Here is a 23528-nt window from a genome sequence, read left to right as displayed (position 1 = left end):
AAAGTAAGGAGGGAAAACCAGTGCCTATCAAAAAGTACAAACCGACATCTCCGGCTCGTCGTGGCATGAGCGTATCTACGTTCGAAGAGATCACAACGAATGTGCCAGAGAAGTCCCTGCTTGCTCCTTTGAGCAAAAAAGCAGGACGTAACAGCCAAGGAAAAATTACGGTTCGTCACCGTGGCGGCGGACATAAGCGTAAATACCGGATCATCGACTTCAAACGCAACAAGGATGGCATTCCAGGCCGCGTTGCTACGATCGAGTACGATCCGAACCGTACGTCCAACATCGCGTTGATTCATTATGCAGACGGTGAGAAGCGTTACATCCTCGCGCCAAAAGGTCTGAAAGTGAACGATGTGATCGTATCGGGTCCTGGAGCGGACATCAAGACAGGCAATGCAATGCCGCTTGAGAACATTCCAGTAGGTACAGTTATCCACAACATCGAATTGAAGCCAGGCAAGGGCGGCCAGCTGGTTCGCGCAGCGGGCACGGAAGCTCAATTGCTCGGTAAAGAAGATAAATATGTAACGGTTCGCCTGTCCTCTGGCGAAGTTCGCAAGGTCCTCAAAGTGTGCCGCGCGACAATCGGTTCCGTAGGCAACGGCGACCACGAGCTTATCAAAATCGGTAAAGCCGGCCGCAGCCGCTGGTTGGGCAAGCGTCCTACCGTCCGCGGTGTCGTCATGAACCCGGTTGATCACCCTCACGGTGGTGGTGAAGGTAAAGCTCCTATCGGCCGCAAAACGCCTATGTCTCCATGGGGCAAACCGACGCTCGGTTACAAAACGCGTAAAAAAGGTAAGCATTCCGATAAATATATCGTACGTCATCGCACGAAATAATATTTACCCGACTGCATACTCTGCGGCGTAACGCACGCAAGCATAAGGTTTTGTGAAGGGAGGATTCACACATGGGTCGCAGTTTGAAAAAAGGACCATTCGTCGATGGTCATTTGATGAAGAAAGTCGAGCAAATGAACGAGTCCAACAAGAAGGCTGTCGTTAAGACTTGGTCGCGCCGCTCCACGATTTTCCCTCAATTCATCGGTCATACGTTCGGTGTCTATGATGGACGCAAGCACGTGCCAGTGTACGTAACGGAAGATATGGTCGGACACAAGCTCGGCGAATTCGCGCCGACACGCACGTACAAAGGCCACACGAACGACGACAAAAAAACAAGACGCTAATTTTGACTATATAGCATTTGAGGGGAGGTACTTCCATGCAAGCGAAGGCACATGCGAATAATGTTCGCATTTCTCCGCGCAAGGTCAAGCTGGTGATTGACTTGATCCGCGGTAAGCAAGTGGGCGAAGCGATTGCGATTCTGCGCCACACGCCTAAATCGGCATCTCCGGTAGTGGAGAAGCTGCTCAACTCGGCGATTGCCAATGCAGAACATAACTATCAAATGGACGTGAACAAGCTCGTAATCGAGCAAGTGTACGTGAACCAAGGTCCTACTTTGAAACGATTCCGTCCGCGCGCTATGGGACGTGCAAGCCGTATCAATAAGAGAACCAGCCACATTTCTATCGTGGTATCTGAAAAATAAGGAGGGATAACGAGTGGGTCAAAAGGTAAATCCAGTCGGACTTCGAGTTGGTATCATCCGTGATTGGGAATCCAAATGGTACGCGGAAAAAGACTTCGGTACCTTACTTATCGAAGACGTAAAGATTCGTGAGTATTTGAAAAACAAATTGAAGGATGCAGCCGTATCCCGCATCGAAATCGAACGCGCGGCTAACCGCGTGAACGTGACGATCCACACAGCCAAGCCGGGCATGGTCATCGGTAAAGGCGGTTCCGAAGTTGAAGCCCTTCGTCGCGAAGTAACAACTATCGCTGGCGGCAAAAAAGTGCACATCAACATTTCGGAAATCAAAACTCCAGACTTGGATGCAATCCTCGTCGCTGAGAGCATTGCACAACAACTGGAACGCCGCGTATCGTTCCGTCGCGCTCTGAAACAAGCGCTCCAACGCTCGATGCGTGCTGGTGCAAAAGGAATCAAAACTGCAGTTAGCGGTCGTCTGGGCGGTGCAGAAATCGCTCGTTCGGAAGGTTACAGCGAAGGGACTGTGCCACTTCACACGCTTCGCGCTGACATTGACTACGGCACAGCCGAAGCCCATACAACTTACGGCCGTCTGGGCGTAAAAGTATGGATCTATCGTGGAGAGGTACTTCCTACGGCTAAGAAAAAGGCTGCTCAGGAAGGAGGCAACTAATCATGTTGGTACCTAAACGTGTAAAACACCGCAAGCAATTCAAAGGACGCTTGAAAGGTCAAGCGAAAGGCGGCACAACGCTTAACTTTGGCGATTTCGGTCTCCAAGCATTGGAACCGACGTGGATCACGAACCGTCAAATCGAGGCTGCCCGTATCGCGATGACTCGTTACATCAAGCGTGGCGGTAAAGTATGGATTAAAATTTTCCCTGACAAGCCAATCACGGCGAAGCCGCTTGAGGTTCGGATGGGTAGCGGTAAAGGTAACGTTGAGAAATGGGTAGCTGTGGTTAAACCAGGCAAGATCATGTTCGAACTTTCTGGTGTCTCCGAGGAAGTAGCTCGCGAAGCAATGCGTCTTGCCGCTCACAAGCTGCCAGTCAAGACGAAGTTCGTGAAACGTGAAGAAATGGGTGGTGAAGCATAATGAAAGCTAGTGAATTCCGCAACTTGACCACTGCTGAAATTGAACAAAAGATTGCCGGATTCAAGGAAGAACTTTTCAACCTCCGTTTCCAATTGGCTACCGGACAGCTTGACAACCCGACTCGTATCCGTGATGTACGCAAAGCGATTGCTCGCGCACATACGGTTCTTCGTGAAAGAGAACTTGGGATTACTAGTTAATCGACCTAGATGTCGAATCGGAATATAGAGATCCTGTATGCAGGAAGGAGGCCCAACACTCATGAGTGAACAACGTAACGCTCGTAAAGTGCAAGTCGGCAAAGTCGTCAGCGATAAAATGGACAAAACCGTCGTCGTCGCGGTCGAAACATACAAGAAGCATGACCTGTATCACAAGCGCATCCGTTATACGAAGAAGTTCAAAGCGCATGATGAGAACAACGAAGCAAAAATCGGCGATACTGTGAAAATCATGGAGACTCGCCCGTTGTCGAAAGACAAGCGCTGGAGACTCGTTGAAATCGTAGAAAAAGCAGTCATCGTTTAAGCAGCGAATAGCTTCAACGAAAGGAGGACAATCGAATGATTCAACCATTCACACGTTTGGCGGTCGCAGATAACTCTGGTGCGAAAGAATTGATGTGTATTCGCGTGTTGGGCGGAACCGGACGCAAAGCGGCTCACATTGGTGATTTGATCGTATGTTCTGTAAAACAAGCAACACCAGGCGGCGTTGTCAAAAAGGGCGACGTTGTAAGAGCTGTAATCGTTCGTACGAAGCGCTCCGTTCGTCGGAAAGATGGTTCTTACATCTCGTTTGACGAAAACGCGGCAGTTATCGTAAAAGAAGACAAGGGCCCACGCGGAACTCGTATTTTCGGACCGGTTGCTCGTGAACTTCGCGAGAAAGACTTCATGAAAATCGTTTCCCTGGCTCCGGAAGTGATCTAATCAACTTGCCGGCCAGGCAAGATGCAGGAGGTGTGACACATGCCACGACTGAAGAAAATTCTCGAGTCGCATAACAATAAGCTGCACGTGAAGAAAGACGATACAGTCATCGTCATCACGGGTAAGGACAAAGGTAAAAAAGGCCGCGTTATTGCTGCGTATCCGCGCGAGAACCGTGTTCTCGTTGAAGGAGTCAACATGGTGAAGAAGCACCAGAAGCCGAACGCTGCGAATCCGCAAGGCGGTATCATCGAGCAAGAAGCGCCTATCCACGTATCCAACGTCATGCACGTGGATCCGAAGTCCGGTAAAGTAACGCGCATCGGTTACAAAGTGGAGAACGGCAAAAAAGTGCGCGTCGCTAAGCGCTCTGGCGCAATCATCGACTAATCGCTAAGAAAGGAGGTCAGTGCCTTATGGCAGCTCGTCTGAAAGAACGTTACTTGAACGAAGTTACTCCTGCGCTGATGCAGAAGTTCAATTATACAACCGTTATGCAGGTGCCAAAAGTGGAGAAAGTCGTCATCAACATGGGTATGGGTGAGGCTGTTCAAAACTCCAAAGTATTGGATTCGGCTGTTGCTGAACTGCAATTGATCGCGGGTCAAAAACCAGTAATTACACGTGCGAAGAAGTCTATCGCAGGCTTTAAGCTTCGTGAAGGAATGCCGATTGGTGTGAAAGTGACTTTGCGCGGTGAGCGCATGTATCACTTCCTGGACAAATTGTTCAACGTCACGCTTCCTCGTGTCCGTGACTTCCACGGTATCTCGAACAAAGCATTTGACGGCCGCGGCAACTACACGCTCGGTCTGAAGGAGCAAATCATCTTCCCAGAGATCGAGTACGATCAAGTAGATAAAGTACGCGGTATGGACATCGTTGTCGTAACGACGGCGAAAACGGACGAAGAGTCCCGCGAATTGTTGACGCAACTCGGCATGCCTTTCGTGAAGTAATTCGCGTCGAAGGCAAACAAGGTAGTACGAACGGAACGATTCCATGAATCGATATCTTGGACACGATTTAGGAGGTGTCAACTCACGTGGCAAAAACTTCGATGAAAATCAAGCAACAACGCAAACCGAAGTTTCAAGTACGGGCATACACACGCTGTGAACGCTGCGGCCGTCCACACTCTGTATTACGTAAGTTCAAAATTTGCAGAATTTGTTTCCGCGAATTGGCATACAAAGGCCAGATTCCTGGCGTTAAAAAAGCTAGCTGGTAATCAACCCTGTTGCGGGAAGGAGGTTTACACTAATGGTTATGTCCGATCCGATTGCTGATATGCTTACACGCATTCGCAATGCTAACACAGTACGTCATGAGACCGTGGAGATGCCTGCTTCGACGATGAAGAAGCAAATTGCTGAAATCTTGAAGCGCGAAGGATTTATCCGCGATGCAGAATATATTGAAGACAACAAACAAGGGCTTATCCGCATTTTCCTGAAATATGGTGCCGACAACGAGCGTGTCATCACAGGCTTGAAGCGCATCAGTAAGCCAGGACTGCGCGTGTATACGAAGTCCACTGAGGTGCCACGCGTTCTGGGTGGCCTTGGGATTGCTATCATTTCGACGTCCAAGGGCGTTATGACTGACAAAGAAGCTCGCCAAGCCAAAACTGGCGGCGAGGTTGTCTGCTACGTTTGGTAAACCATTCGCATAAGATTGGAGGTGCAACAACATATGTCTCGTATTGGTCGTAAGCCAATTACAGTTCCAGGCGGCGTCACTGTCACTCTGGACAATAGCGTGATTACCATCAAAGGACCAAAAGGAAGCTTATCCCGTGAAATTCATAAGGACATGAAAGTGTCCGTTGAAGAGAACGTGATTCATGTTGAGCGTCCTTCTGACAATAAACTTCACCGTTCTTTGCACGGCACGACTCGAAGCGTCATCAGCAACATGGTTAACGGAGTAACGGAAGGTTTCTCCAAAACATTGGAGCTCGTTGGTGTTGGTTATCGTGCGAACAAGACCGGCAACAAACTCGTGTTGAACGTCGGATACTCCCATCCGGTTGAGATTACACCAGAAGAGGGCATCGAGTTCGAACTGCCTGCTCAGACGAAAATTATCGTCAAAGGCATCGACAAAGAGCGCGTTGGTGAATATGCGGCAAAAATCCGCTCCGTACGTGAACCAGAACCTTACAAAGGCAAAGGGATCAAGTACGAAGGCGAGCGCATTCTCCGCAAAGAAGGTAAAGCAGGCAAGAAGAAATAAACTCTTGCCTAGCTCGCTTGTCTTAGCAGCTTAACGGTTATTCCGAAGGGAGTGAATCAATCAGATGATTACTAAGGCGAATAAAAATAAAGCGCGTCTGAAAAGACATCTTCGTGTACGCAAGAAAATCGAAGGTACGACAGCACGTCCGCGTTTGAACGTATTCCGTTCCTCCAAGCACATCTACGCTCAGGTTATCGATGATGTAAAAGGCGTAACAATCGCAGCTGCATCGACGATGGATAAAGAGCTTCGCGAAGAGATCAAGAACGGCGGCAGTGTAGAAGCTGCGAGCAAAGTAGGCGAATTGATCGCAAAACGCGCCAAGGCGCAAGGGTACGACAATGTCGTATTCGACCGCGGCGGTTACTTGTATCATGGCCGAATTCAAGCATTGGCTGAAGCAGCACGCGAAGCCGGCCTTGAATTCTAAGAATTCAATCGAAGGAGGTAAACGACTTGCGAGTTGATCCTAACACGTTAGAACTTTCTGAAAAAGTTGTGCAAATTAACCGTGTTGCTAAAGTCGTTAAAGGCGGACGCCGCTTTAGCTTTAGCGCACTCGTAGTCGTCGGCGATGGCAAAGGCTGGGTTGGTGCAGGCATCGGTAAAGCATCCGAAGTACCTGACGCAATCCGCAAAGGCATCGAAGACGCGAAAAAGAATCTCATCCATGTTCCGTTCGTGAACACGACGATTCCTCACCAAGTCATCGGACATTTCGGCGCAGGCAGAGTTCTCTTGAAGCCAGCATCCGAAGGTACGGGGGTTATCGCTGGTGGTCCTGTACGTGCCGTGTTGGAATTGGCGGGAGTAGGCGATATCTTGACGAAATCGCTTGGTTCCTCGAACTCCATCAACATGGTCAACGCGACGCTCGAAGGTCTGTCCCGTCTGAAGACGGCAGAGCAAGTAGCGAAATTGCGCGGCAAATCCGTTGAGGAACTGTTAGGATAAGGAGGGGACGACAATGGCGAAGTTGCAAATTACCCTCGTTCGCAGTCTGATCGGTCGCCCAGAAACGCATCGTACAACGGTGAATACATTGGGTCTACGCAAAATCAATCAGACGGTTGTTCATGACGACAACGCAGCGATCCGCGGAATGGTGAACCAAGTGAAGCACTTGGTTGACGTCAAAGAAGTCGAAGCGTAAGCTTCCTTCATGCATGCTTCATACGCAACGCACGCAATAGCGACAACAAATAGCAGAGTCATAAATTACTAAGGAGGTGCGACGAACGATGAAGTTGAATGAACTTTCTCCGGCTCCTGGCTCCCGTAAAGACAGCAAGCGCCGCCTTGGACGCGGTATCGGTACTGGTAACGGGAAGACAGCTGGCCGCGGTCACAAAGGTCAAAACGCTCGTTCCGGTGGTGGTGTTCGTCCAGGCTTCGAAGGCGGACAAAACCCACTGTACCGTCGTTTGCCAAAACGCGGATTCATCAACCCTACTCGTAAAGAGTATGCGGTAGTGAATGTTACGGAATTGAACCGCTTCGAGGCTGGTACTGAAGTTACTCCGGAACTGTTGATGGAACAAGGCATCGTGAAAAACCCAATGAGCGGAATCAAAGTGTTGGGCAACGGTGAATTGACTGTCAAGCTGACAGTGAAAGCGAACAAGTTCTCTCAATCTGCGGTGGAGAAGATCGAGGCTGCCGGCGGCAAATCCGAGGTGATTTAATGTTTAAGACCGTATCGAATATATGGCGAGTCGAAGATCTGAGACGTAGAATCCTTTTTACGCTTATGATCTTGATCGTTTATCGCATCGGATCCTTTGTCCCGGTACCCGGTGTGGATACATCGGTTTTTGCTAATGCCAACCAGGGCACGGAGCTGTTTGGCTTCCTGAACACGTTCTCCGGCGGCGCGTTGTTTAAATTCTCTATCTTTGCGCTTGGTATATTTCCGTATATTACGGCGTCCATCATTATGCAATTGCTGACGATGGATGTTGTGCCGAAATTCGCCGAGTGGGCCAAAGAGGGAGAAGTGGGCAAGAAGAAAATTGCCCAAATGACGCGTTATGGCACCGTGGTTCTGGGTCTGATCCAAGCATTCGGTACAGCGATTGGTTTTAACCGGCTATATGGCTTGGAACTCGTTCCGAACGCCACGTACACGGATTACATCCTAATCGCCATCGTATTGACGGCGGGTACAGCGTTCCTGATGTGGCTTGGCGAGCAGATTACGGAGAAGGGAATTGGCAACGGGATTTCCATTATCATCTTCGCGGGTATCGTGGCAGGTATTCCGACACATATCCAGGAGATCGCGCAGAGCCAGTTCATTGATGGCAATCAGCTGTTCTTAAACATCATTAAGATGATCATCATTGCGCTGTTCATCGTTCTCATCATCGTCGGGGTTATCTATATTCAGCAAGGCAACCGCAAAATTCCGGTCCAATACGCGAAGCGTGTGGTCGGGAACAAAATGTACGGCGGACAAAATACGCATATTCCGTTGAAAGTCAACGGGGCAGGCGTTATTCCGGTCATCTTTGCGTCATCGCTGCTGATGTTCCCTGCTACAATCGCCCAGTTCTGGGCGGATAAAGCGTGGGCTCAATGGATAATCACCCATATGATGATCGATAAACCGCTGGGCATGGTATTGTACGTGCTCATGATTATCGGCTTCACGTTCTTCTACACGTTCGTGCAGTTGAACCCGCAACAAATGGCGGATCAAATGAAAAAGAACGGTGGTTATATCCCGGGCATCCGTCCAGGGAAAGCGACAGCCACATATTTGACGCGGGTCATGACTCGCATCACGCTGGCCGGCGCCATCTTCCTGGCGGTGGTATCCATTATACCGGTGTTCTTCGGATCACTCGCCGGATTGCCTCGTTCCGTTCAAATCGGCGGAACTTCGCTTCTCATCGTCGTCGGCGTCGCGCTTGACACGATGAAGCAAATTGAAAGCCAATTGATTAAACGCCATTACAAAGGTTTCATCAATAAATAGGCAATAGGTTCTGATGAAGCCTTGTGCTCATCGGCACCTATTGTGCTGTTTCTTGTATAGCAGAGGCTTAACGAATGGCATCGAAGCACCCCACTTCCGGCGAAGTTAAGCCTGTGCTTGCATAAAGGGGAGTGACATTCGATGAACATTCTATTCATGGGGCCTCCTGGGGCAGGGAAAGGGACGCAGGCCGAACGCATTGTTGCCGAGTTCGGCATCCCCCATATTTCTACGGGTGATGCGTTCCGCAAAGCGATGAACGAAGGCACCCCTATCGGGTTGAAAGCCAAGCAGTACATTGATCAAGGTCTGCTCGTTCCCGATGACGTGACTGTGGGCATCGTTCGCGAACGGCTCACGCAGCCGGATTGCGAAGCCGGCTTCCTGCTGGACGGCTTCCCGCGCACGTTGGCGCAAGCCGAGGCGCTGGACGGCATCCTGACGGAGCTCGGCCGCAAGCTGGACCACGTCATTAATCTGAGCGTTGACCGCGATTTATTGCTGGCTCGTCTTACGGGACGACGTATCTGCAAGTCTTGCGGCGCGACGTACCATGTCATGTTTAACCCGCCTACACAAGCAGGCGTTTGCGATAAGTGCCAAGGCGAGCTGTACCAGCGCTCGGACGATACCGAGGAGAAGGTCGGCACGCGCCTTGACGAATATATCAACAAAACGGCTCCTTTACTCGAATACTATGGGAACAAGGGCTTGTTGCGTGAGGTTGACGGGGAGAAGGAAATCGATACGGTGACGTCTGAAATCGTATCTTTACTGCGAGGTTAAAAAAGATGATCATCTGTAAGTCCGAAGTAGAATTAGGCTTCATGAGAGAAGCTGGGCGAATTGTTGCGGCAACGCATCGTCTTCTGGCCCAATCCATTAAGCCAGGGATCACGACTCGTGAACTCGATTCTATTGCAGAGACGTTCATTCGCAGCCAAGGGGCGACACCTTCGTTCAAAGGGTATAACGGATTCCCCGGCAGCATCTGCGTATCAGTCAACGAAGAACTGGTGCACGGCATTCCCGGCACACGCAAGTTAAACGAAGGCGACATCATCAGCATCGATATCGGTGCGGAATACCGTGGATATCATGGAGACTCGGCCTGGACCTATGGCGTCGGCACGATCTCGGAGACAGCCCGGCGGCTGCTCGAGGTTACGGAGCAATCGCTCTATGCAGGGCTCGCCCTAGTCAAGCCGGATACGCGTCTTTTTACGATATCCCATGCGATCCAGCGCGTAATCGAGGATGCAGGTTTTTCCGTCGTGCGAGAATACGTTGGGCACGGGATTGGAACGGATCTTCACGAAGAGCCGCAAATCCCGAATTACGGGATTCCGGACCGCGGCCCGCGTCTCAAACCGGGCATGACGCTTGCGATAGAGCCGATGGTCATTGTCGGTGAGCGGTATGTCAAGACGCTCGCAGACAACTGGACGGTAGTGACGGCGGACGGAACGCTGTGCGCTCACTTCGAGCATACGGTAGCCGTAACGCCGGAAGGTTGCGAAATTTTGACGAAGCTGGTTGAGTAGGTGATGGACGATGAGTGAACAATCAACCCCTCGTCTCGGCCAATTCGTCAAGGTGCTTCGAGGTCGTGATGCGGGCAAGCTCGCAGTCATCATCGGCATTGAAGAATCGCGCTACGTCAATATAGCGGATGGGGACAAACGAAAGTTTGACCAGCCTAAGCGAAAAAACTTGCTTCATCTCGAGGTGCTACCCGAGATTAGCCATGAAGTTGTCCGAAGTTTACAGGAGAGCGGCCGGGTTACGAACAGTAAGCTCCGGTACGTCCTGACGAAATTTGCGGAAGAGTCAGCCGCTGCAGATGTTGAACAGAAAGGAGAATGACGTTGGCCAAGGAAGATGTAATTGAGGTGGAGGGAACGGTCATTGAGCCGTTGCCGAATGCAACGTTTCGAGTTGAGTTGGAGAACGGTCATCAAATTTTAGCCCATGTTTCCGGCAAGCTGCGGATGCACTTCATCCGTATTCTGACAGGGGACAAAGTGGTCGTGCAACTTTCGCCATACGATTTGAGCAAAGGTCGCATCACATATCGGAAGTAGCGCCCGGCTATGGCCGAGGAGCACTTGCATGCACTTGCAGGCCGTCAGACGCGGGCTGGAGATACGGGTGCAACTTGATAACTAGGAGGTATTCAGCATGAAGGTAAGACCTTCTGTTAAGCCGATTTGCGAGAAATGCAAAGTCATTCGACGCAAAGGCAACGTTATGGTAATCTGTGAAAATCCGAAGCATAAACAAAAACAAGGATAAAAGAAGGGGGTGTAGCGTTAATGGCTCGTATAGCTGGTGTGGACTTGCCACGTGATAAACGCGTTGAGATCGCCTTAACATACATTTTCGGTATCGGAAAATCGACTTCTCAGAAAGTCATTGCGCAAGCTGGTGTGAACCCGGATACTCGCGTTCGCGATTTGACGGAAGACGAAGTGAACAAAATCCGTGAGGCGATTGACAAAAATGTGAAAGTAGAAGGTGACCTCCGCCGCGAGATCTCTTTGAACATCAAACGTTTGGTCGAAATCGGATCCTATCGCGGAATCCGCCATCGCCGCGGATTGCCTGTTCGTGGGCAACGTACGAAGACAAATGCTCGTACGCGTAAAGGCCCTCGTCGTACTGTAGCGAACAAGAAGAAGTAATAAGGGGGGATAACTAGCAATGGCTAAAGCGAAAAAAGTCGTACGCACAAAACGTCGTGACCGTAAAAATATTGAGACTGGTGTGGCTCACATTCGTTCGACGTTCAACAACACGATCGTGACGATTACTGACCCGCACGGCAACGCAATCTCTTGGGCAAGCTCCGGGAATTTGGGCTACAAAGGATCCCGTAAATCGACTCCGTTCGCTGCGCAAATGGCTGCAGAGTCCGCTGCCAAAACGGCAATGGAACACGGCATGAAGTCGGTTGAGGTAATGGTTAAGGGCCCTGGCGCAGGTCGTGAAGCTGCTATCCGCTCCCTGCAAGCTGCAGGCTTGGAAGTCAGCATGATCAAAGACGTTACGCCAATCCCGCACAACGGCTGCCGCCCGCCAAAACGTCGTCGCGTATAATGATGGCACACCGATGCGTGTAGTATTAAGCTAGCGCCTGTTGGGAATAATGGTTGTTTAGGCATACTGCATGAATCGACCGACCGTAGGTGTTTGACGTTGATAAACGCCAGCGACGTTTGAAGGAGGGTTATACAGTGATTGAGATCGAAAAGCCGAAAATTGAGACCGTGGACGTCAATGAGGAAGGCACATACGGCAAATTTGTCGTAGAACCGCTGGAGCGAGGATACGGAACGACGCTAGGTAACTCCCTGCGCCGTATTCTGCTCTCCTCCTTGCCTGGTGCTGCGGTGACGTCCGTCCAAATCGACGGTGTCCTGCACGAGTTCTCGACGATTCCAGGCGTCTATGAAGACGTAACGGAAATCATCTTGAACTTGAAGGCCCTGTCGCTCAAAATCCACTCCGATGAAGAGAAAGTTCTCGAAATCGATGCGGATGGCGAAGGGGTTGTAACGGCTGGCGATATTCGAGCGGACAGCGATGTGGAAATTTTGAACCCGGATCTCCGCATTGCAACTTTAGCGCAAGGTTCCAGACTCCATATGCGAATCTTCGCAAATCGTGGTCGTGGCTATGTGCAGGCTGACGGGAACAAACGGGAAGACCAACCGATTGGTGTGATCCCGGTTGACTCGATTTACACGCCGATCTCCCGCGTGAACTACAACGTGGAGAATACGCGTGTCGGCCAGGTGACGAACTACGACAAGTTAACCCTTGAAGTGTGGACGGATGGAAGCATTCGACCGGAAGAAGCGGTGAGCCTCGGTGCGAAGATTTTGACGGAGCACTTGATGCTGTTCGTCGGATTGACGGATGAAGCGAAAGACGCGGAAATTATGGTTGAAAAAGAGGAAGACAAAAAAGAGAAAGTGCTTGAGATGACAATCGAAGAGCTCGATCTCTCCGTTCGTTCCTACAACTGCTTGAAGCGTGCAGGCATCAATACGGTTCAAGAGCTGATTACGAAGACCGAAGAAGATATGATGAAGGTCCGGAACCTGGGCCGCAAATCTTTGGAGGAAGTTCAAGAGAAGCTCGAAGAACTCGGCTTGGGCCTTCGCATGGAAGACTAACAGGAACTTGGCTTAGAAGGAGGGGAAATAGCAATGGCATACCAAAAGTTGGGTCGTGATTCCAGTGCCCGTAAAGCATTGTTCCGCGACTTGGTAACTGATTTGTTCTTGTATGAGCGTATTCAGACGACGGAAGCGAAAGCGAAAGAAGTTCGCTCCATCGCTGAGAAACTCATTACGCTGGCGAAACGTGGGGATCTGCATGCTCGCCGTCAGGTGGCTGCATTCGTTCGCCGCGAGACTCTGAACGGAGAACAGGATGCAATCCAGAAGTTGTTCTCGGATATTGCTCCACGCTACACAGAACGTCCAGGCGGCTACACCCGCATCATGAAATTGGGACCGCGCCGCGGCGATTCTGCGCCTATGGTGTACTTGGAACTGGTTGACCGCGCGTAAGTTCGCGGTCCTGTTTAGCGATACGATAACGACGCAGCAGCGGCGTGAAAGAAGGCTCCCATGAGGAGCTTTTCTTTTTAATCGCCTCGGGACGCTGTCGTCAGCGGCCCAGGCACCCCGCTGCCATGCATGCGGTTCACCACGGAGGTGCTATATGCGTAACATTGGAATGCTGTTAAGCTATGACGGCACGGCATACAGCGGTTACCAGACGCAGCCGGGTCGGGATACGATACAAGGACGCATCGAAGAAGCGATTCACATGTTGACGAAGGAGCATGCGGCCGTTACGGCTTCCGGGCGTACGGATGCCGGTGTGCATGCGCTCGGGCAAGTGGTTAACTTCGCGACCGAGTCATCGATACCCATCGAACGTTGGTGCGCCGCGATGAACTCGCGTCTGCCCGATGACATTGTCATCCGGGATGCATGGGAAGCTCCCGAATCGTTCCATGCCCGATTCTCAGCGAAGCGCAAGACGTATCGTTATTCAATCCTGGCGGAGCGGACGCGTGATGTTTTCCGGCGCAATGTGGAATTCCATCATCCCGCACCGCTTGATATTGAGGCGATGCGGCAGGCGCTTCAGCACTTCGTTGGAGAGCATGACTTTACGTCAGTCGCATCGCCCAAATCACCGAAACTAACCAATGTGCGCACGATTTACGAGGCGCGCTTGGAGCATGAACCGAATACGAACCATGAGCCCGGCCGGGGCCGGATTTATGTGTCCGTGACGGGGAACGGCTTCTTGTACAACATGGTACGCATCATTGCGGGCACCTTGATCTGGGTGGGCGAGGGTAAGTTCTCTCCTGATGATATTGTACCCATTCTTGCAGCGAAAAACCGGGAGTCCGCAGGACCGACGGCAGTGCCTCACGGCCTGACGCTGTGGAGTGTTGAATATGACGGAGAAGACCGGATGGATAAGGCCGTCCCGGTTCTTGCTGAAGGGAAAAAAGACCTTGCATAATAGCACCGAATACGGTAAAATAACATCTGTGTTTCTTTAGGCTTTCCCACGGCCCCGCAAAGAAATCACGCTGCCTATGGGCAGTTTTTGACAGATTTTGTGACAGATCAAGAAAACGAACGTACTGAACGAATATACACACGAACTATCGTAGCGATGGTAATGAATAAAGATTGTGATATGCGACGCAGTGTGCCGTTCACACTGTATCGAAGGTCATCAGAGGAGGATGTTTCATGCGTACCACTTATATGGCGAAGCCAGCTGAAGTTGAGCGCAAATGGTTCGTTATCGACGCAACTGGCAAGACACTCGGTCGCCTTGCTTCTGAAGCAGCGGCTCTTATCCGCGGCAAGCACAAGCCGACATTTACACCACATGTTGACGGCGGCGACTTCGTCGTTGTTATCAACGCAGAGAAAATCGTCTTGTCCGGCAACAAGCTGCAAGACAAGAAATACTATCGTCACTCCCTCTATCCAGGCGGTCTGAAAGTGACAAGCGCACAGGAAATGCTGAACAAGAAGCCTGAGCGTATGATTGAACTTGCGGTTCAAGGCATGCTGCCAAAAACGCGCATGGGCAACAAAATGAAGCTTCGCATCAAAGCATATGCCGGCGCAGAACACCCGCATCAAGCACAACAACCTGAAGTTTACGAACTTCGCGGATAATAGAAAGGGGAGGACAGTTTCATGGCACAAGTACAATACTATGGGACAGGTCGTCGCAAGCACTCGGTAGCACGTGTTCGTCTCGTACCGGGCGAAGGCCGCATCGTGATTAATAAACGTGACATTAACGAATACTTCGGTTTGGAAACGTTGAAGCTGATTGTAAAACAGCCGCTGAACCTTACTGAGACTCTTGGCAAATATGATGTAATCGTATTGGCTCACGGAGGCGGAACCTCCGGACAAGCAGGAGCTATCCGTCACGGGATCTCCCGTGCGCTCCTGAAAGCAGATCCGGAACTGCGTTCTTCTTTGAAGAAAGCAGGATTCCTGACTCGTGATCCGCGCATGAAAGAGCGTAAAAAATACGGCCTCAAAGCGGCTCGCCGCGCGCCTCAGTTCTCGAAGCGTTAAGAAGCCTGTTATATCAACGATTATCGCCCTTGGCCCTTGTTGGTCAAGGGCTTTTCATTTGTTCCAGGAGGCCGCTTGAACCGTTCGTCACCAACCTTCCTTCCGGGCATACAGTGTATAGACGTTTACCTAAGAAGGAGGAAGCCATGATGAGCGATACCGTGCTGCAAGCAGCGGATGTGACGTTGGCCGCCGATTCCAATCAGGTCCTCAATTATAAGCGCGATCCGTACAATTACATTACGCAGCTGTTCGGGGAACAGCTCCCTGCGATCAAGAATGGACTTTTCAATGTCCATATGACTCGGGGCATTATTATACAGCCGCATTGGCATACGAATGTAACGGAAACGGTCTTTGTCATTAGCGGTGAGGTCATTACGGCGGTGTTTAACCCGTTTGCGCGTAAGCTGATGGTCTATCATCTGAGGCCAGGCCAAGTCTCGATCTTCCCGAAAGGCTGGTTTCATTGGATTATTGCCGAATCCAGCCAAGCTCATATCCTTACGATTTTCGATCATCCGACTCCGGATATTGTGTTTGGATCGGATTTTCTGCGGGCCGTACCGAAGGAAGTGATGCAGCGTGCCTATTGCGTGAACGCAGAGGACTATGCGAAAGCGGTAGCTCCCATTACGGAATCGCTGATTCTCGGCCCTCCTCCCGGGTGTATGCAGCGATCGGTTGACCCGACGGGCATGCATCACGACGCAAGACTCTATTATTGAGCCCTCCTTGTGCCTGCCGCCGGAAGCCTATATTCCCGACTCCCCCTTTTTCCGCGCAGGGAAACAGGGGTTTTGTTATATATGCCGACCGGTGCATCCGTTATAATGAGAATACACAGTAGTTCTCAATTCAAGTCTGGCAATGGTGCGGACAGGAGGAATGCCGATGGCATCACAAGAGAGGACGGAGCAGCGCTTGCTCTCGGCAAGCGAGAATTGTCAGCGGAACGAGGAGCCAAACGGTGAGAGCTCCCTTAACTTTGAACCGGGCGTTCGGGATCGGGCCTATTGGCTGCATTCGCTTGAGCGACTGGCGACTCCAGTCTTGAAGGCGCTTGCAGAGCGGCGCTTGCAACGGGATATGCCGCTGGAGAGCAGCGGTGACGGTCGCGGCCCGTTCGCCGGGCTGGAAGCGTTCGGCCGCTTGATGGCCGGCATCGCGCCTTGGCTGGCGCTGACGGGTGGCCCCCCGGAAGAAGCGGCACTGCGGGAGCGGATGAAGGGTTGGTATATGGAGGCGACCGATGCGGCCACCGCGCCGGATTCACCGGACCGGCTGAACTTCAGCGAAGGATATCAACCGCTTGTGGATGCGGCTTTTCTGGCGCAGGCGCTGCTAAGGGCGCCGGAGGCACTGTGGCTTCCGCTGCGCGACAGAGTCCGCCAGCAACTCATTCACGCATTGCGGGAGACGCGTCGCATCCGGCCGCACTATAACAATTGGCTGCTGTTCTCTGCAGCTATCGAGGCGTTCCTGCACCAAGCGGGTGAAGCCGATTGGGACGCGATGCGGATCGATTACGCCTTGACGCAGCACGAGTCATGGTATGCAGGCGATGGCGCTTATGGAGACGGTCCGGCCTATCATGCCGACTACTACAACAGCTTCGTTATCCAGCCGATGCTGGTGGACCTCTTGACGGCGGTCGGCCATCGCTACCCGGACTGGGAACGAATGAAGGCGGCGGTATGGAAGCGCGCTAAGCGGCATGCGGGGCAATTGGAACGGATGATCTCCCCTGAAGGGACCTTCCCGCCTCTTGGACGATCGCTCGCTTACCGCTGCGGCGTGTTTCAGTTGTTGGCACAGCTGGCCTGGCTGGATCAGCTGCCGCCCTCATTGTCGCCGGCACAGGTGCGCTGCGGCTTGACGGCCGTCATGAGGCGCATGCTGGAGGCGTAAGGAACCTTCACTGCGGATGGGTGGCTGACGATCGGCTTCTGCGGCCATCAGCCTGGTATCGGAGAAGCCTACATCTCGACGGGCAGTCTTTATTTATGTTCGACGGTCTTGCTGCCGCTCGGTCTCTCTCCCGCCCATTCTTTCTGGCAAGGGGAGGAAGCTTGGACCTCGCGCAAGGCATGGTCCGGAGAACCGTTCCCCATCGATGAGGCAATCGCGGATTAGCAAGCAGAAGGATTCGTCTTACAGAATGGAATGAGCAAAGGGGATCGGGCTTGAACGGCAAGCCCGATTTTTGTTGTCCGTGAACATTCACCTGGGGCATTGTCCCGGTATATGCTGTAACATCGAGACGTTGCACATCGCTGCGGAAAAATAAATTGACAAAGATAGGAAAGTACTTATAATTAAATTAACAAAACATATTGAAAAACTCGGAATAATTCATAAGTGGAGGAGCGACACATGAATCTGTTGGAAAAGGAAGCGCTGGCGCAGGAAAAGGCAGAGCAATTTGAGCATGCAGCTCCGGAAGAACTGATTGCCTGGGCGGCCGAGACATTTCCGAAATTGACCTTCGCATGCAGCTTCGGCGCGGAAGACGTTGTTCTGGTGGATATGCTGCAGCGCATCAGCCCGGCAACCGATATATTCTATTTGGATACCGAATTTCACTTCCGGGAGACTTATGAGACACGCGACCGGCTGAGCGAGCGTTATAATCTGGAGTTCGTCCGCGTCGCTCCGGCGCTCTCGCCGCAAGAGCAGGCTGAACTGCATGGGGATGCACTGTGGGAACGGGAGCCGAATCTATGCTGCAGTATCCGGAAGGTCGAGCCGTTGACCGGCATTCTCGGGCAATATGATGCCTGGATTACCGGGATTCGCCGCGATCAGGCGCCGACCCGGGCCAATGCCAAGAAGGTCGAGTATGATACGAAGTTCGGCCTGATGAAGTTCAATCCGCTTGCCGCGTGGACCTCCGAAGACGTGTGGACCTACATTCATTCGCATGACGTCGTCTACAATCCACTGCATGATCTGAATTACCCCAGCATCGGCTGCAGCTACTGCACGCGTCAGGTGCTGCCTGGAGAAGATCCGCGCGCCGGTCGCTGGTCCGGAACCGGAAAAGTGGAATGCGGGCTTCATCAGCAATAAGCGAAGGGAGAACGAATAATGACTACAATCCTGCCGCATGGCGGACAACTCATCTCCAGACTCGTCCCGGAAGCGGAGGCCGGGCGAATCGAGCAGGAGGCTGCCGGGCTTCCCGCCATACGAATCAACCGGCGGACGCTGTCCGATGCTGATCTCATTGCCATAGGGGCATTTTCTCCCTTACAAGGCTTCATGAACGAAGAAGATTACCGCCATGTCGTGGAACGGATGAGACTCGCGGACGGTACGGTGTGGAGCCTTCCAATTACGCTCCAGGTCCAGGCGGAGACCGCACACACCTTGCGGATCGGCGAAGAAGCCGCCCTCATTGGTGAAGAGGATGACGTATTGTACGGAACGATCGCGGTGCAGAGTATCTTCGAGATCGATCCATATCAAGAGGCGGAGCAGGTGTTCCGCACGACCGATGCCGCTCATCCCGGCGTCCAGAAGCTGCTGGAGCGCCCGGCGTTCTGTGTCGGCGGAAGCATTCGCTTGCTGCGCAGGCCGAAGCCGGAACGCTTCGGCGAGTATTACTTCGATCCGGCCAAGACGAGACAGATCTTCCGGGACCGCGGCTGGCGAACCGTCGTCGGCTTCCAGACCCGCAATCCGGTTCATCGGGCTCACGAGTACATCCAGAAGAGCGCAATGGAGATTGTCGATGCGCTGTTCCTCAATCCGCTCGTAGGCGAGACGAAGTCCGACGATGTGCCTGCGGATGTGCGCATGCGCAGTTATGTCAGCCTGCTGGAGCATTACTATCCGAGAGATCGGGTCTTTCTCGGCGTCTTCCCGGCCGCGATGCGGTACGCGGGCCCGAGAGAGGCTATTTTTCACGCTATTGTCCGCAAAAATTACGGCTGCACCCACTTCATCGTCGGCCGCGATCATGCCGGCGTAGGCGATTATTACGGAACTTATGAAGCGCAGCATATTTTCCGTGAATTCGAGCCGGAAGAGCTCGGCATTATCCCGCTCTTCTTCGAGCACAGCTTCTATTGCACGGCTTGCGGCAATATGGCATCCAGCAAGACATGCCCGCATCCGAAGGAGCGGCATGTCGCCTTGTCCGGGACGAAGGTGCGCGAGATGCTGCGGAACGGCATTTGCCCGCCGCCTGAATTTTCGCGTCCGGAAGTGGCCCGGATCCTGATCGAGGGCATGTCGGAACCGGCCAATCTGAAGGCGTAGACCCGATTCCTCCACCTAGCTATGGTACGTATAAATCGATGTATATTTGTCCACCTTGTCCCATATAGATGATTAGTGTCTGTATGGGAACGGAGGTGGACTTTTTGTATGAACAAATGGACTGAAAAACGAAGCAAAAAAACATCAATTCTATGGATACCGCTGCGAAGCGTGCGTAAATGGCTCGTCAGCATCTGCCTTGTGCTGGCGGTCATCGCCATCATGACCGCCGAGATGCCGGCCACGAAGACATGGACTTATTGGACGATTCCGTTATCCGGCAAGGTCGTCATCATTGATGCGGGCCATGGAGGTCCGGATGGCGGCGCGGTCAGCAAGCAAGGGGTGATTGAGAAAGATATTAATCTCTCTATCGCTTTATATTTGCGCGATTATTTGCAGCAGGCGGGAGCAGTTGTCTTCATGACCCGGGAAGGGGACTACGATCTGGCGGCCCCGGATACCAAAGGGTACTCGAAGCGCAAGGCGGAAGACTTGAAGCGGCGCGTCAGCTTCGTTCAGGAAAAGAAAGCGGACATTCTGATTAGTCTGCATATGAATAGCATCCCGTCGGGCAAGTGGAGCGGCGCCCAATCGTTCTATACGAAGCGGCACCCGGAGAGCGAGCGTCTGGCCAAATGGATCCAGTCCGAGATCCGGCACAATCTCGAAAATACGGATCGGGTGGCCAAGCCGGTAGATCGGCGCTTATATCTGATGGATCACATCGAGATTCCGTCTGCGCTCGTTGAAGTGGGATTCCTCTCGAATCTGGAAGAATCCCGCAAGCTGGCCGACGAACAGTATCAGCGGAAGGTGGCTGCCTCGGTCTACAAAGGAATACTCCGCTTTATGTCAGGGGAAAACATTGGTAAATAGAGTTCCTATGATATAATAGACTACGTAACGAAGCAGCATGTCCGCCTGCTGACCTTGATAGAGACGAGGTGCCATCATGATCACGAAAGAAGATATTTTGCAAGCGCTGCATGGATTAACGGAGCCCGTGACAGGCCAGGAATTGACTCATATTCAATGGATTCGCGATCTGATGATCAAGCCGGGAGAGGTGAAGCTAACCGCCCTGATCGCTCCCCAGGCTGCAGATGCAGAAGCGCGAGAGCGGCTTACCCGCGAGATTAAGACACGTCTGTCACCGCTTGGCCTGGACGATGTCCATGTACGCATCCGCCTGGCGACGGCGGCGGAGCTGCAAGCCATCGGCCTGCAGCCAGCCGAAGAAACCGCCGGACGAGGCGCAGAGCCTGCAGGTCATGGAGCGGGGATGGAGCTGCATCCGCTGCTCAATCCGGCTTCAGGCGTAGAATTCATCGCCGTGGCCAGCGGCAAGGGCGGCGTCGGCAAATCGACCGTCACGGTTAATCTGGCGGCTGCTCTGGCCCGGCTGGGCAAGCGGGTCGGACTCATCGATGCCGACATCTATGGCTTCAGTGTCCCTGATATGATGGGGATTGAAGACCGCCCGATCGTGCGGGACAACATGGTGATCCCGATTGAACGGTTCGGCGTCAAAGTGATGTCGATGGGCTTTTTCGTGGAAGACAATAGTCCGGTTGTATGGCGCGGCCCGATGTTGGGCAAAATGCTTCGCAACTTCTTCCAGGAAGTGGAGTGGGGCGGGCTCGATATCGTGCTGCTTGATCTCCCTCCGGGAACTGGAGATATTGCGCTGGACATTCACCAGATGATTCCTCACAGCAAGGAGATTATCGTCACGACGCCTCATTCGACGGCTGCCTTCGTCGCAGCCCGGGCCGGTTCGATGGCGCTCCATACGAAGCATGATATCCTCGGCGTCGTGGAAAATATGGCTTATGTCGAGTGCGGGCAATGCGGAGACAAGCAGTACGTATTCGGCCGCGGAGGCGGGGGCAAGCTCGCGGAAGCGCTTCACGCCGATCTGCTGGCCCAGATTCCGCTCGGTTCGCCGGACAATCACCCGGCAGAGCCGGACTTCTCGCCTTCGGTATACAAGGCGGATTCGGCTATCGGCAAGCTGTACACAGAACTGGCCGAAGAAGTCGTTCGGCGCTTGTCCTGAACGGCATCATCGCTCCATACAAAAGGACTCCCGTGTGGAGTCCTTTGCATTTACAGGGGAGGGGAGGCCTATGAACCGGAGCCGCCGCCTCCTCCGCCGCCCTCTTCTTTTCCGCCTCCGCCTTCGTGGCCTTCCTTGCCCTTCTCGCCTTCCTTCTTTTTCTTTCCCTTTTCTTCCGGCTGAAGCTCTTCCTTCACGACTTTGCTCAATAAATCCATAACTTCGAGCTTGAATAACGGGCTGCCCATGGCATCTTTAACCAACGTCATCAGATTTTTGCGGTATTCCGGGGTCTTCATCAGTTCGAGATAGGATTTGGACATATCGGGCGACTTCAACATATCGCCGAACGCTTTCTGATATGTCGGATCTTTGATTAGCTGCTGATGGAGCTCTTTATTTTCCTTATTGATGGCTTTGGCGAATTCTCCGGCGAACTTCGGGTCCTTCATAACCTCTTCGATGACCTTCTCATATTCGGGCGATACGAGCGTATCCTTGACTGCCATGCGGATCTGTTCCTGCTGCTGGATCGTTAACGCCTTCATCTGCATGCCGCCGCCAGCTCCGCCGGATGTCGCGGAATGCACCGCTTTTTGTCCTTCTTCGCTCTTGAGAATATCGATAACCATGCTTTTTAGTTCTTTATAATCCATGCTGCTCTGGGCAGCGGGGTGTTCACTTCCGCAACCGGCGACAAGCAGCATCATAATGGCGCCAACCATCGCGAGACGGATGAATGATGTCTTCATGGCACGGCACTCCTTTCTGTCCCATTCATGCCTTTACGCGTAGTATGGCAGGACGAATTGTGAATTATGTTTGTCAGTTATAGTTTTTTGCTGAGAACCTTGGTAAAATAATGAACATTGCGGAGGTGCAGTGCCTTGACGTTGAAAAAATGGTTTTATTTGTTTTGGACCACGCTCCTTATCGGAGGCGGAATCACATTAGTGATGGGTCTGTCCCTGCAAATCATTCAGGGAGAATTCCAAAATTTCACTGGCCCGATGGACAGGGTATTGAATGTAGTGCAGCTGATTTTGAGCGGCTTTACTGTAAGCGTATACTCGCAAATGGGTTTTTTTGCGTATCTTACGTTGAATTTCATTGCCATCGGATTGTTCAAAAAAAGTTGGCCGTACATCCAAGCGGTGCTCACCGTCATTGCTCTGCTCGATCTGATGTTCCTGCGCATGCTGCTTGCGGATAATGCATCGCAGCGGGGCGGAGACGCGATGAACGATATGTTGCTTGGACTGGCCGTGCTCGCAGTTGCCCTGATCGTCGGTTATTTTAAAGTCAAGGCAACCAACAGGACCGCATTCATACCTACTTTATTCTTCATGATCGCCATTACGACGGTCGAGACGCTGTCCGCCTTGAATATTAGCGGGATTGCGACCTGGTACGTCTATCTGCCGCTCGCGGCATGCAACGCCTATCAGGTGCTCATGCTGAACCGGATACTAGGAACACCAAAAAGCTGACGGAATTCCGCCAGCTTTTTTCATGCGGCAAGGCAAAGGTGCATATGCTACATTCCAACAGCCTTATGCAGGTGCTCGCTCATCGTTGTCTTGTCCTCGATCGGCTTGCTCTTCATATCGGTCTGCTGAATCAGCTCCGACACGGTGACGAATTCATATCCTTTGGCCCGCAGACTGTCGATGATGGCGGGGAGAGCGAGATGGGTCTGCTTGCATGAATCGCTGGCATGGAGCAAG

The 23528-nt window shown here is 52.3% G+C and carries 38 protein-coding genes and 1 pseudogene (1 of these 39 running past the window's edge); 37 read left to right on the top strand and 2 right to left on the bottom strand.

From position 1 onward, the window contains the following. Window positions 1-20 precede the first annotated feature (20 nt). The 36 genes and pseudogenes from rplB to FLT43_RS13735 all read left to right on the top strand — a co-directional run bounded on the left by rplB (window position 21) and on the right by FLT43_RS13735 (window position 21801). Window positions 21-851, top strand: coding sequence for a 50S ribosomal protein L2 (gene rplB, locus FLT43_RS13910; protein WP_006676494.1), 831 nt, complete (start codon window positions 21-23; stop codon window positions 849-851). 71 nt (window positions 852-922) lie between these two features. Further along, window positions 923-1201, top strand: coding sequence for a 30S ribosomal protein S19 (gene rpsS / locus FLT43_RS13905; protein ID WP_006284347.1), 279 nt, complete (start codon window positions 923-925; stop codon window positions 1199-1201). Window positions 1202-1236: 35 nt separating this feature from the next. Next, on the top strand, window positions 1237-1569 hold the full coding sequence (gene rplV / locus FLT43_RS13900; protein WP_087444234.1) for a 50S ribosomal protein L22: 333 nt from the start codon (window positions 1237-1239) through the stop codon (window positions 1567-1569). A gap of 13 nt (window positions 1570-1582) precedes the next feature. Next, window positions 1583-2248 (top strand): 30S ribosomal protein S3, encoded by a 666-nt coding sequence (gene rpsC, locus FLT43_RS13895; protein ID WP_006676496.1) that lies wholly within the window; start codon window positions 1583-1585, stop codon window positions 2246-2248. A gap of 2 nt (window positions 2249-2250) precedes the next feature. After that, window positions 2251-2676 (top strand): 50S ribosomal protein L16, encoded by a 426-nt coding sequence (gene rplP / locus FLT43_RS13890; protein WP_006676497.1) that lies wholly within the window; start codon window positions 2251-2253, stop codon window positions 2674-2676. Further along, window positions 2676-2876 carry a 50S ribosomal protein L29 gene (gene rpmC, locus FLT43_RS13885; RefSeq protein ID WP_006676498.1) on the top strand — a complete coding sequence of 67 codons (201 nt, stop codon included), beginning with the start codon at window positions 2676-2678 and terminating at the stop codon, window positions 2874-2876. Before rplP ends, rpmC begins: the two co-directional genes overlap by 1 nt. Window positions 2877-2937: 61 nt before the next feature. Next, on the top strand, window positions 2938-3204 hold the full coding sequence (rpsQ, locus tag FLT43_RS13880; protein ID WP_006676499.1) for a 30S ribosomal protein S17: 267 nt from the start codon (window positions 2938-2940) through the stop codon (window positions 3202-3204). 35 nt (window positions 3205-3239) lie between these two features. Beyond that, window positions 3240-3608, top strand: coding sequence for a 50S ribosomal protein L14 (gene rplN, locus FLT43_RS13875; protein ID WP_006284354.1), 369 nt, complete (start codon window positions 3240-3242; stop codon window positions 3606-3608). A gap of 39 nt (window positions 3609-3647) precedes the next feature. Next, the gene (rplX, locus tag FLT43_RS13870) at window positions 3648-3998 is read left to right on the top strand and encodes a 50S ribosomal protein L24 (protein ID WP_087444235.1); all 351 of its coding nucleotides are present in this window, start codon (window positions 3648-3650) and stop codon (window positions 3996-3998) included. Window positions 3999-4024: 26 nt separating this feature from the next. Continuing rightward, a complete protein-coding gene (gene rplE / locus FLT43_RS13865; RefSeq protein WP_087444236.1) occupies window positions 4025-4567 on the top strand; it encodes a 50S ribosomal protein L5 in 543 nt (180 codons plus the stop codon). Window positions 4568-4653: 86 nt separating this feature from the next. Further along, window positions 4654-4839 (top strand): type Z 30S ribosomal protein S14, encoded by a 186-nt coding sequence (locus FLT43_RS13860; RefSeq protein ID WP_006676503.1) that lies wholly within the window; start codon window positions 4654-4656, stop codon window positions 4837-4839. A gap of 32 nt (window positions 4840-4871) precedes the next feature. Further along, window positions 4872-5270, top strand: a complete 399-nt coding sequence (gene rpsH / locus FLT43_RS13855; protein ID WP_006676504.1) for a 30S ribosomal protein S8 — start codon at window positions 4872-4874, stop codon at window positions 5268-5270. Window positions 5271-5303: 33 nt separating this feature from the next. Continuing rightward, complete coding sequence (gene rplF, locus FLT43_RS13850; protein WP_087444237.1) at window positions 5304-5846, top strand: 50S ribosomal protein L6; 543 nt, start codon at window positions 5304-5306, stop codon at window positions 5844-5846. Between the two features lie 64 nt (window positions 5847-5910). Then, window positions 5911-6279: a 50S ribosomal protein L18 gene (gene rplR / locus FLT43_RS13845; protein WP_006676506.1), complete on the top strand. Its 369-nt coding sequence runs from the start codon at window positions 5911-5913 to the stop codon at window positions 6277-6279. Window positions 6280-6305: 26 nt separating this feature from the next. Then, window positions 6306-6803 (top strand): 30S ribosomal protein S5, encoded by a 498-nt coding sequence (gene rpsE, locus FLT43_RS13840; RefSeq protein ID WP_006284361.1) that lies wholly within the window; start codon window positions 6306-6308, stop codon window positions 6801-6803. A 13-nt stretch (window positions 6804-6816) separates the two neighbouring features. Continuing rightward, window positions 6817-7002 (top strand): 50S ribosomal protein L30, encoded by a 186-nt coding sequence (rpmD, locus tag FLT43_RS13835; protein WP_006676507.1) that lies wholly within the window; start codon window positions 6817-6819, stop codon window positions 7000-7002. Between the two features lie 88 nt (window positions 7003-7090). Continuing rightward, window positions 7091-7534: a 50S ribosomal protein L15 gene (gene rplO / locus FLT43_RS13830; protein ID WP_087444238.1), complete on the top strand. Its 444-nt coding sequence runs from the start codon at window positions 7091-7093 to the stop codon at window positions 7532-7534. Further along, entirely contained in the window at window positions 7534-8829 is a 1296-nt protein-coding gene (secY, locus tag FLT43_RS13825; protein WP_087444239.1) for a preprotein translocase subunit SecY, read from the top strand. Before rplO ends, secY begins: the two co-directional genes overlap by 1 nt. Window positions 8830-8970: 141 nt before the next feature. After that, window positions 8971-9615 (top strand): adenylate kinase, encoded by a 645-nt coding sequence (locus tag FLT43_RS13820; protein WP_087444240.1) that lies wholly within the window; start codon window positions 8971-8973, stop codon window positions 9613-9615. A gap of 5 nt (window positions 9616-9620) precedes the next feature. Further along, window positions 9621-10373 carry a type I methionyl aminopeptidase gene (gene map / locus FLT43_RS13815; RefSeq protein WP_087444241.1) on the top strand — a complete coding sequence of 251 codons (753 nt, stop codon included), beginning with the start codon at window positions 9621-9623 and terminating at the stop codon, window positions 10371-10373. A gap of 10 nt (window positions 10374-10383) precedes the next feature. Next, a complete protein-coding gene (locus FLT43_RS13810) occupies window positions 10384-10695 on the top strand; it encodes a KOW domain-containing RNA-binding protein (RefSeq protein ID WP_006676513.1) in 312 nt (103 codons plus the stop codon). Window positions 10696-10697: 2 nt separating this feature from the next. Beyond that, a complete protein-coding gene (gene infA, locus FLT43_RS13805) occupies window positions 10698-10913 on the top strand; it encodes a translation initiation factor IF-1 (protein ID WP_006676514.1) in 216 nt (71 codons plus the stop codon). A gap of 97 nt (window positions 10914-11010) precedes the next feature. After that, on the top strand, window positions 11011-11124 hold the full coding sequence (gene rpmJ, locus FLT43_RS13800) for a 50S ribosomal protein L36 (protein WP_003333770.1): 114 nt from the start codon (window positions 11011-11013) through the stop codon (window positions 11122-11124). Window positions 11125-11144: 20 nt separating this feature from the next. Further along, complete coding sequence (gene rpsM / locus FLT43_RS13795) at window positions 11145-11513, top strand: 30S ribosomal protein S13 (RefSeq protein WP_087444242.1); 369 nt, start codon at window positions 11145-11147, stop codon at window positions 11511-11513. Between the two features lie 19 nt (window positions 11514-11532). After that, window positions 11533-11928, top strand: a complete 396-nt coding sequence (gene rpsK / locus FLT43_RS13790) for a 30S ribosomal protein S11 (protein WP_087444243.1) — start codon at window positions 11533-11535, stop codon at window positions 11926-11928. Between the two features lie 137 nt (window positions 11929-12065). Beyond that, entirely contained in the window at window positions 12066-13010 is a 945-nt protein-coding gene (locus FLT43_RS13785; RefSeq protein ID WP_087444244.1) for a DNA-directed RNA polymerase subunit alpha, read from the top strand. A 33-nt stretch (window positions 13011-13043) separates the two neighbouring features. Then, entirely contained in the window at window positions 13044-13409 is a 366-nt protein-coding gene (rplQ, locus tag FLT43_RS13780; RefSeq protein WP_006676518.1) for a 50S ribosomal protein L17, read from the top strand. 154 nt (window positions 13410-13563) lie between these two features. Continuing rightward, window positions 13564-14385, top strand: coding sequence for a tRNA pseudouridine(38-40) synthase TruA (truA, locus tag FLT43_RS13775; RefSeq protein ID WP_087444245.1), 822 nt, complete (start codon window positions 13564-13566; stop codon window positions 14383-14385). A gap of 236 nt (window positions 14386-14621) precedes the next feature. After that, window positions 14622-15059, top strand: coding sequence for a 50S ribosomal protein L13 (rplM, locus tag FLT43_RS13770; protein ID WP_006676520.1), 438 nt, complete (start codon window positions 14622-14624; stop codon window positions 15057-15059). A 21-nt stretch (window positions 15060-15080) separates the two neighbouring features. Beyond that, on the top strand, window positions 15081-15473 hold the full coding sequence (rpsI, locus tag FLT43_RS13765) for a 30S ribosomal protein S9 (protein WP_087444246.1): 393 nt from the start codon (window positions 15081-15083) through the stop codon (window positions 15471-15473). Between the two features lie 149 nt (window positions 15474-15622). Next, window positions 15623-16201: a cupin domain-containing protein gene (locus tag FLT43_RS13760; RefSeq protein WP_087444247.1), complete on the top strand. Its 579-nt coding sequence runs from the start codon at window positions 15623-15625 to the stop codon at window positions 16199-16201. Between the two features lie 166 nt (window positions 16202-16367). Continuing rightward, a pseudogene (locus FLT43_RS13755) lies at window positions 16368-17609 on the top strand (DUF2264 domain-containing protein). A 240-nt stretch (window positions 17610-17849) separates the two neighbouring features. Beyond that, the gene (locus FLT43_RS13750; protein WP_087444248.1) at window positions 17850-18545 is read left to right on the top strand and encodes a phosphoadenylyl-sulfate reductase; all 696 of its coding nucleotides are present in this window, start codon (window positions 17850-17852) and stop codon (window positions 18543-18545) included. Window positions 18546-18563: 18 nt separating this feature from the next. Continuing rightward, a complete protein-coding gene (gene sat, locus FLT43_RS13745; RefSeq protein WP_087444249.1) occupies window positions 18564-19739 on the top strand; it encodes a sulfate adenylyltransferase in 1176 nt (391 codons plus the stop codon). A gap of 108 nt (window positions 19740-19847) precedes the next feature. After that, entirely contained in the window at window positions 19848-20618 is a 771-nt protein-coding gene (gene cwlD, locus FLT43_RS13740; protein ID WP_087444250.1) for an N-acetylmuramoyl-L-alanine amidase CwlD, read from the top strand. 76 nt (window positions 20619-20694) lie between these two features. Beyond that, window positions 20695-21801: an Mrp/NBP35 family ATP-binding protein gene (locus FLT43_RS13735; protein ID WP_087444251.1), complete on the top strand. Its 1107-nt coding sequence runs from the start codon at window positions 20695-20697 to the stop codon at window positions 21799-21801. Window positions 21802-21869: 68 nt separating this feature from the next. Here FLT43_RS13735 and gerD read toward each other — a convergent pair whose 3' ends face one another. Next, complete coding sequence (gerD, locus tag FLT43_RS13730; protein ID WP_087444252.1) at window positions 21870-22553, bottom strand: spore germination lipoprotein GerD; 684 nt, start codon at window positions 22551-22553, stop codon at window positions 21870-21872. 135 nt (window positions 22554-22688) lie between these two features. Here gerD and FLT43_RS13725 point away from each other — a divergent pair, with 135 nt between their 5' ends. Beyond that, window positions 22689-23291 (top strand): KinB-signaling pathway activation protein, encoded by a 603-nt coding sequence (locus tag FLT43_RS13725; RefSeq protein ID WP_087444253.1) that lies wholly within the window; start codon window positions 22689-22691, stop codon window positions 23289-23291. A gap of 47 nt (window positions 23292-23338) precedes the next feature. Here the strand turns inward: FLT43_RS13725 and pdaB are convergent, their stop codons facing one another. Beyond that, on the bottom strand, window positions 23339-23528 hold the end of the coding sequence (pdaB, locus tag FLT43_RS13720; protein WP_087444254.1) for a polysaccharide deacetylase family sporulation protein PdaB. Its footprint extends 614 nt past the window's final position; 190 of the gene's 804 nt are visible here — the last part of the coding sequence; its start codon lies beyond the right edge, outside the window; the stop codon is at window positions 23339-23341.

The sequence above is a fragment of the Paenibacillus thiaminolyticus genome, from assembly GCF_007066085.1.
GTDB classification, from domain to species: domain Bacteria; phylum Bacillota; class Bacilli; order Paenibacillales; family Paenibacillaceae; genus Paenibacillus_B; species Paenibacillus_B thiaminolyticus.
Note: the sequence above shows the minus strand (reverse complement) of the source record. Positions and strands in the feature narration are given on the sequence as shown.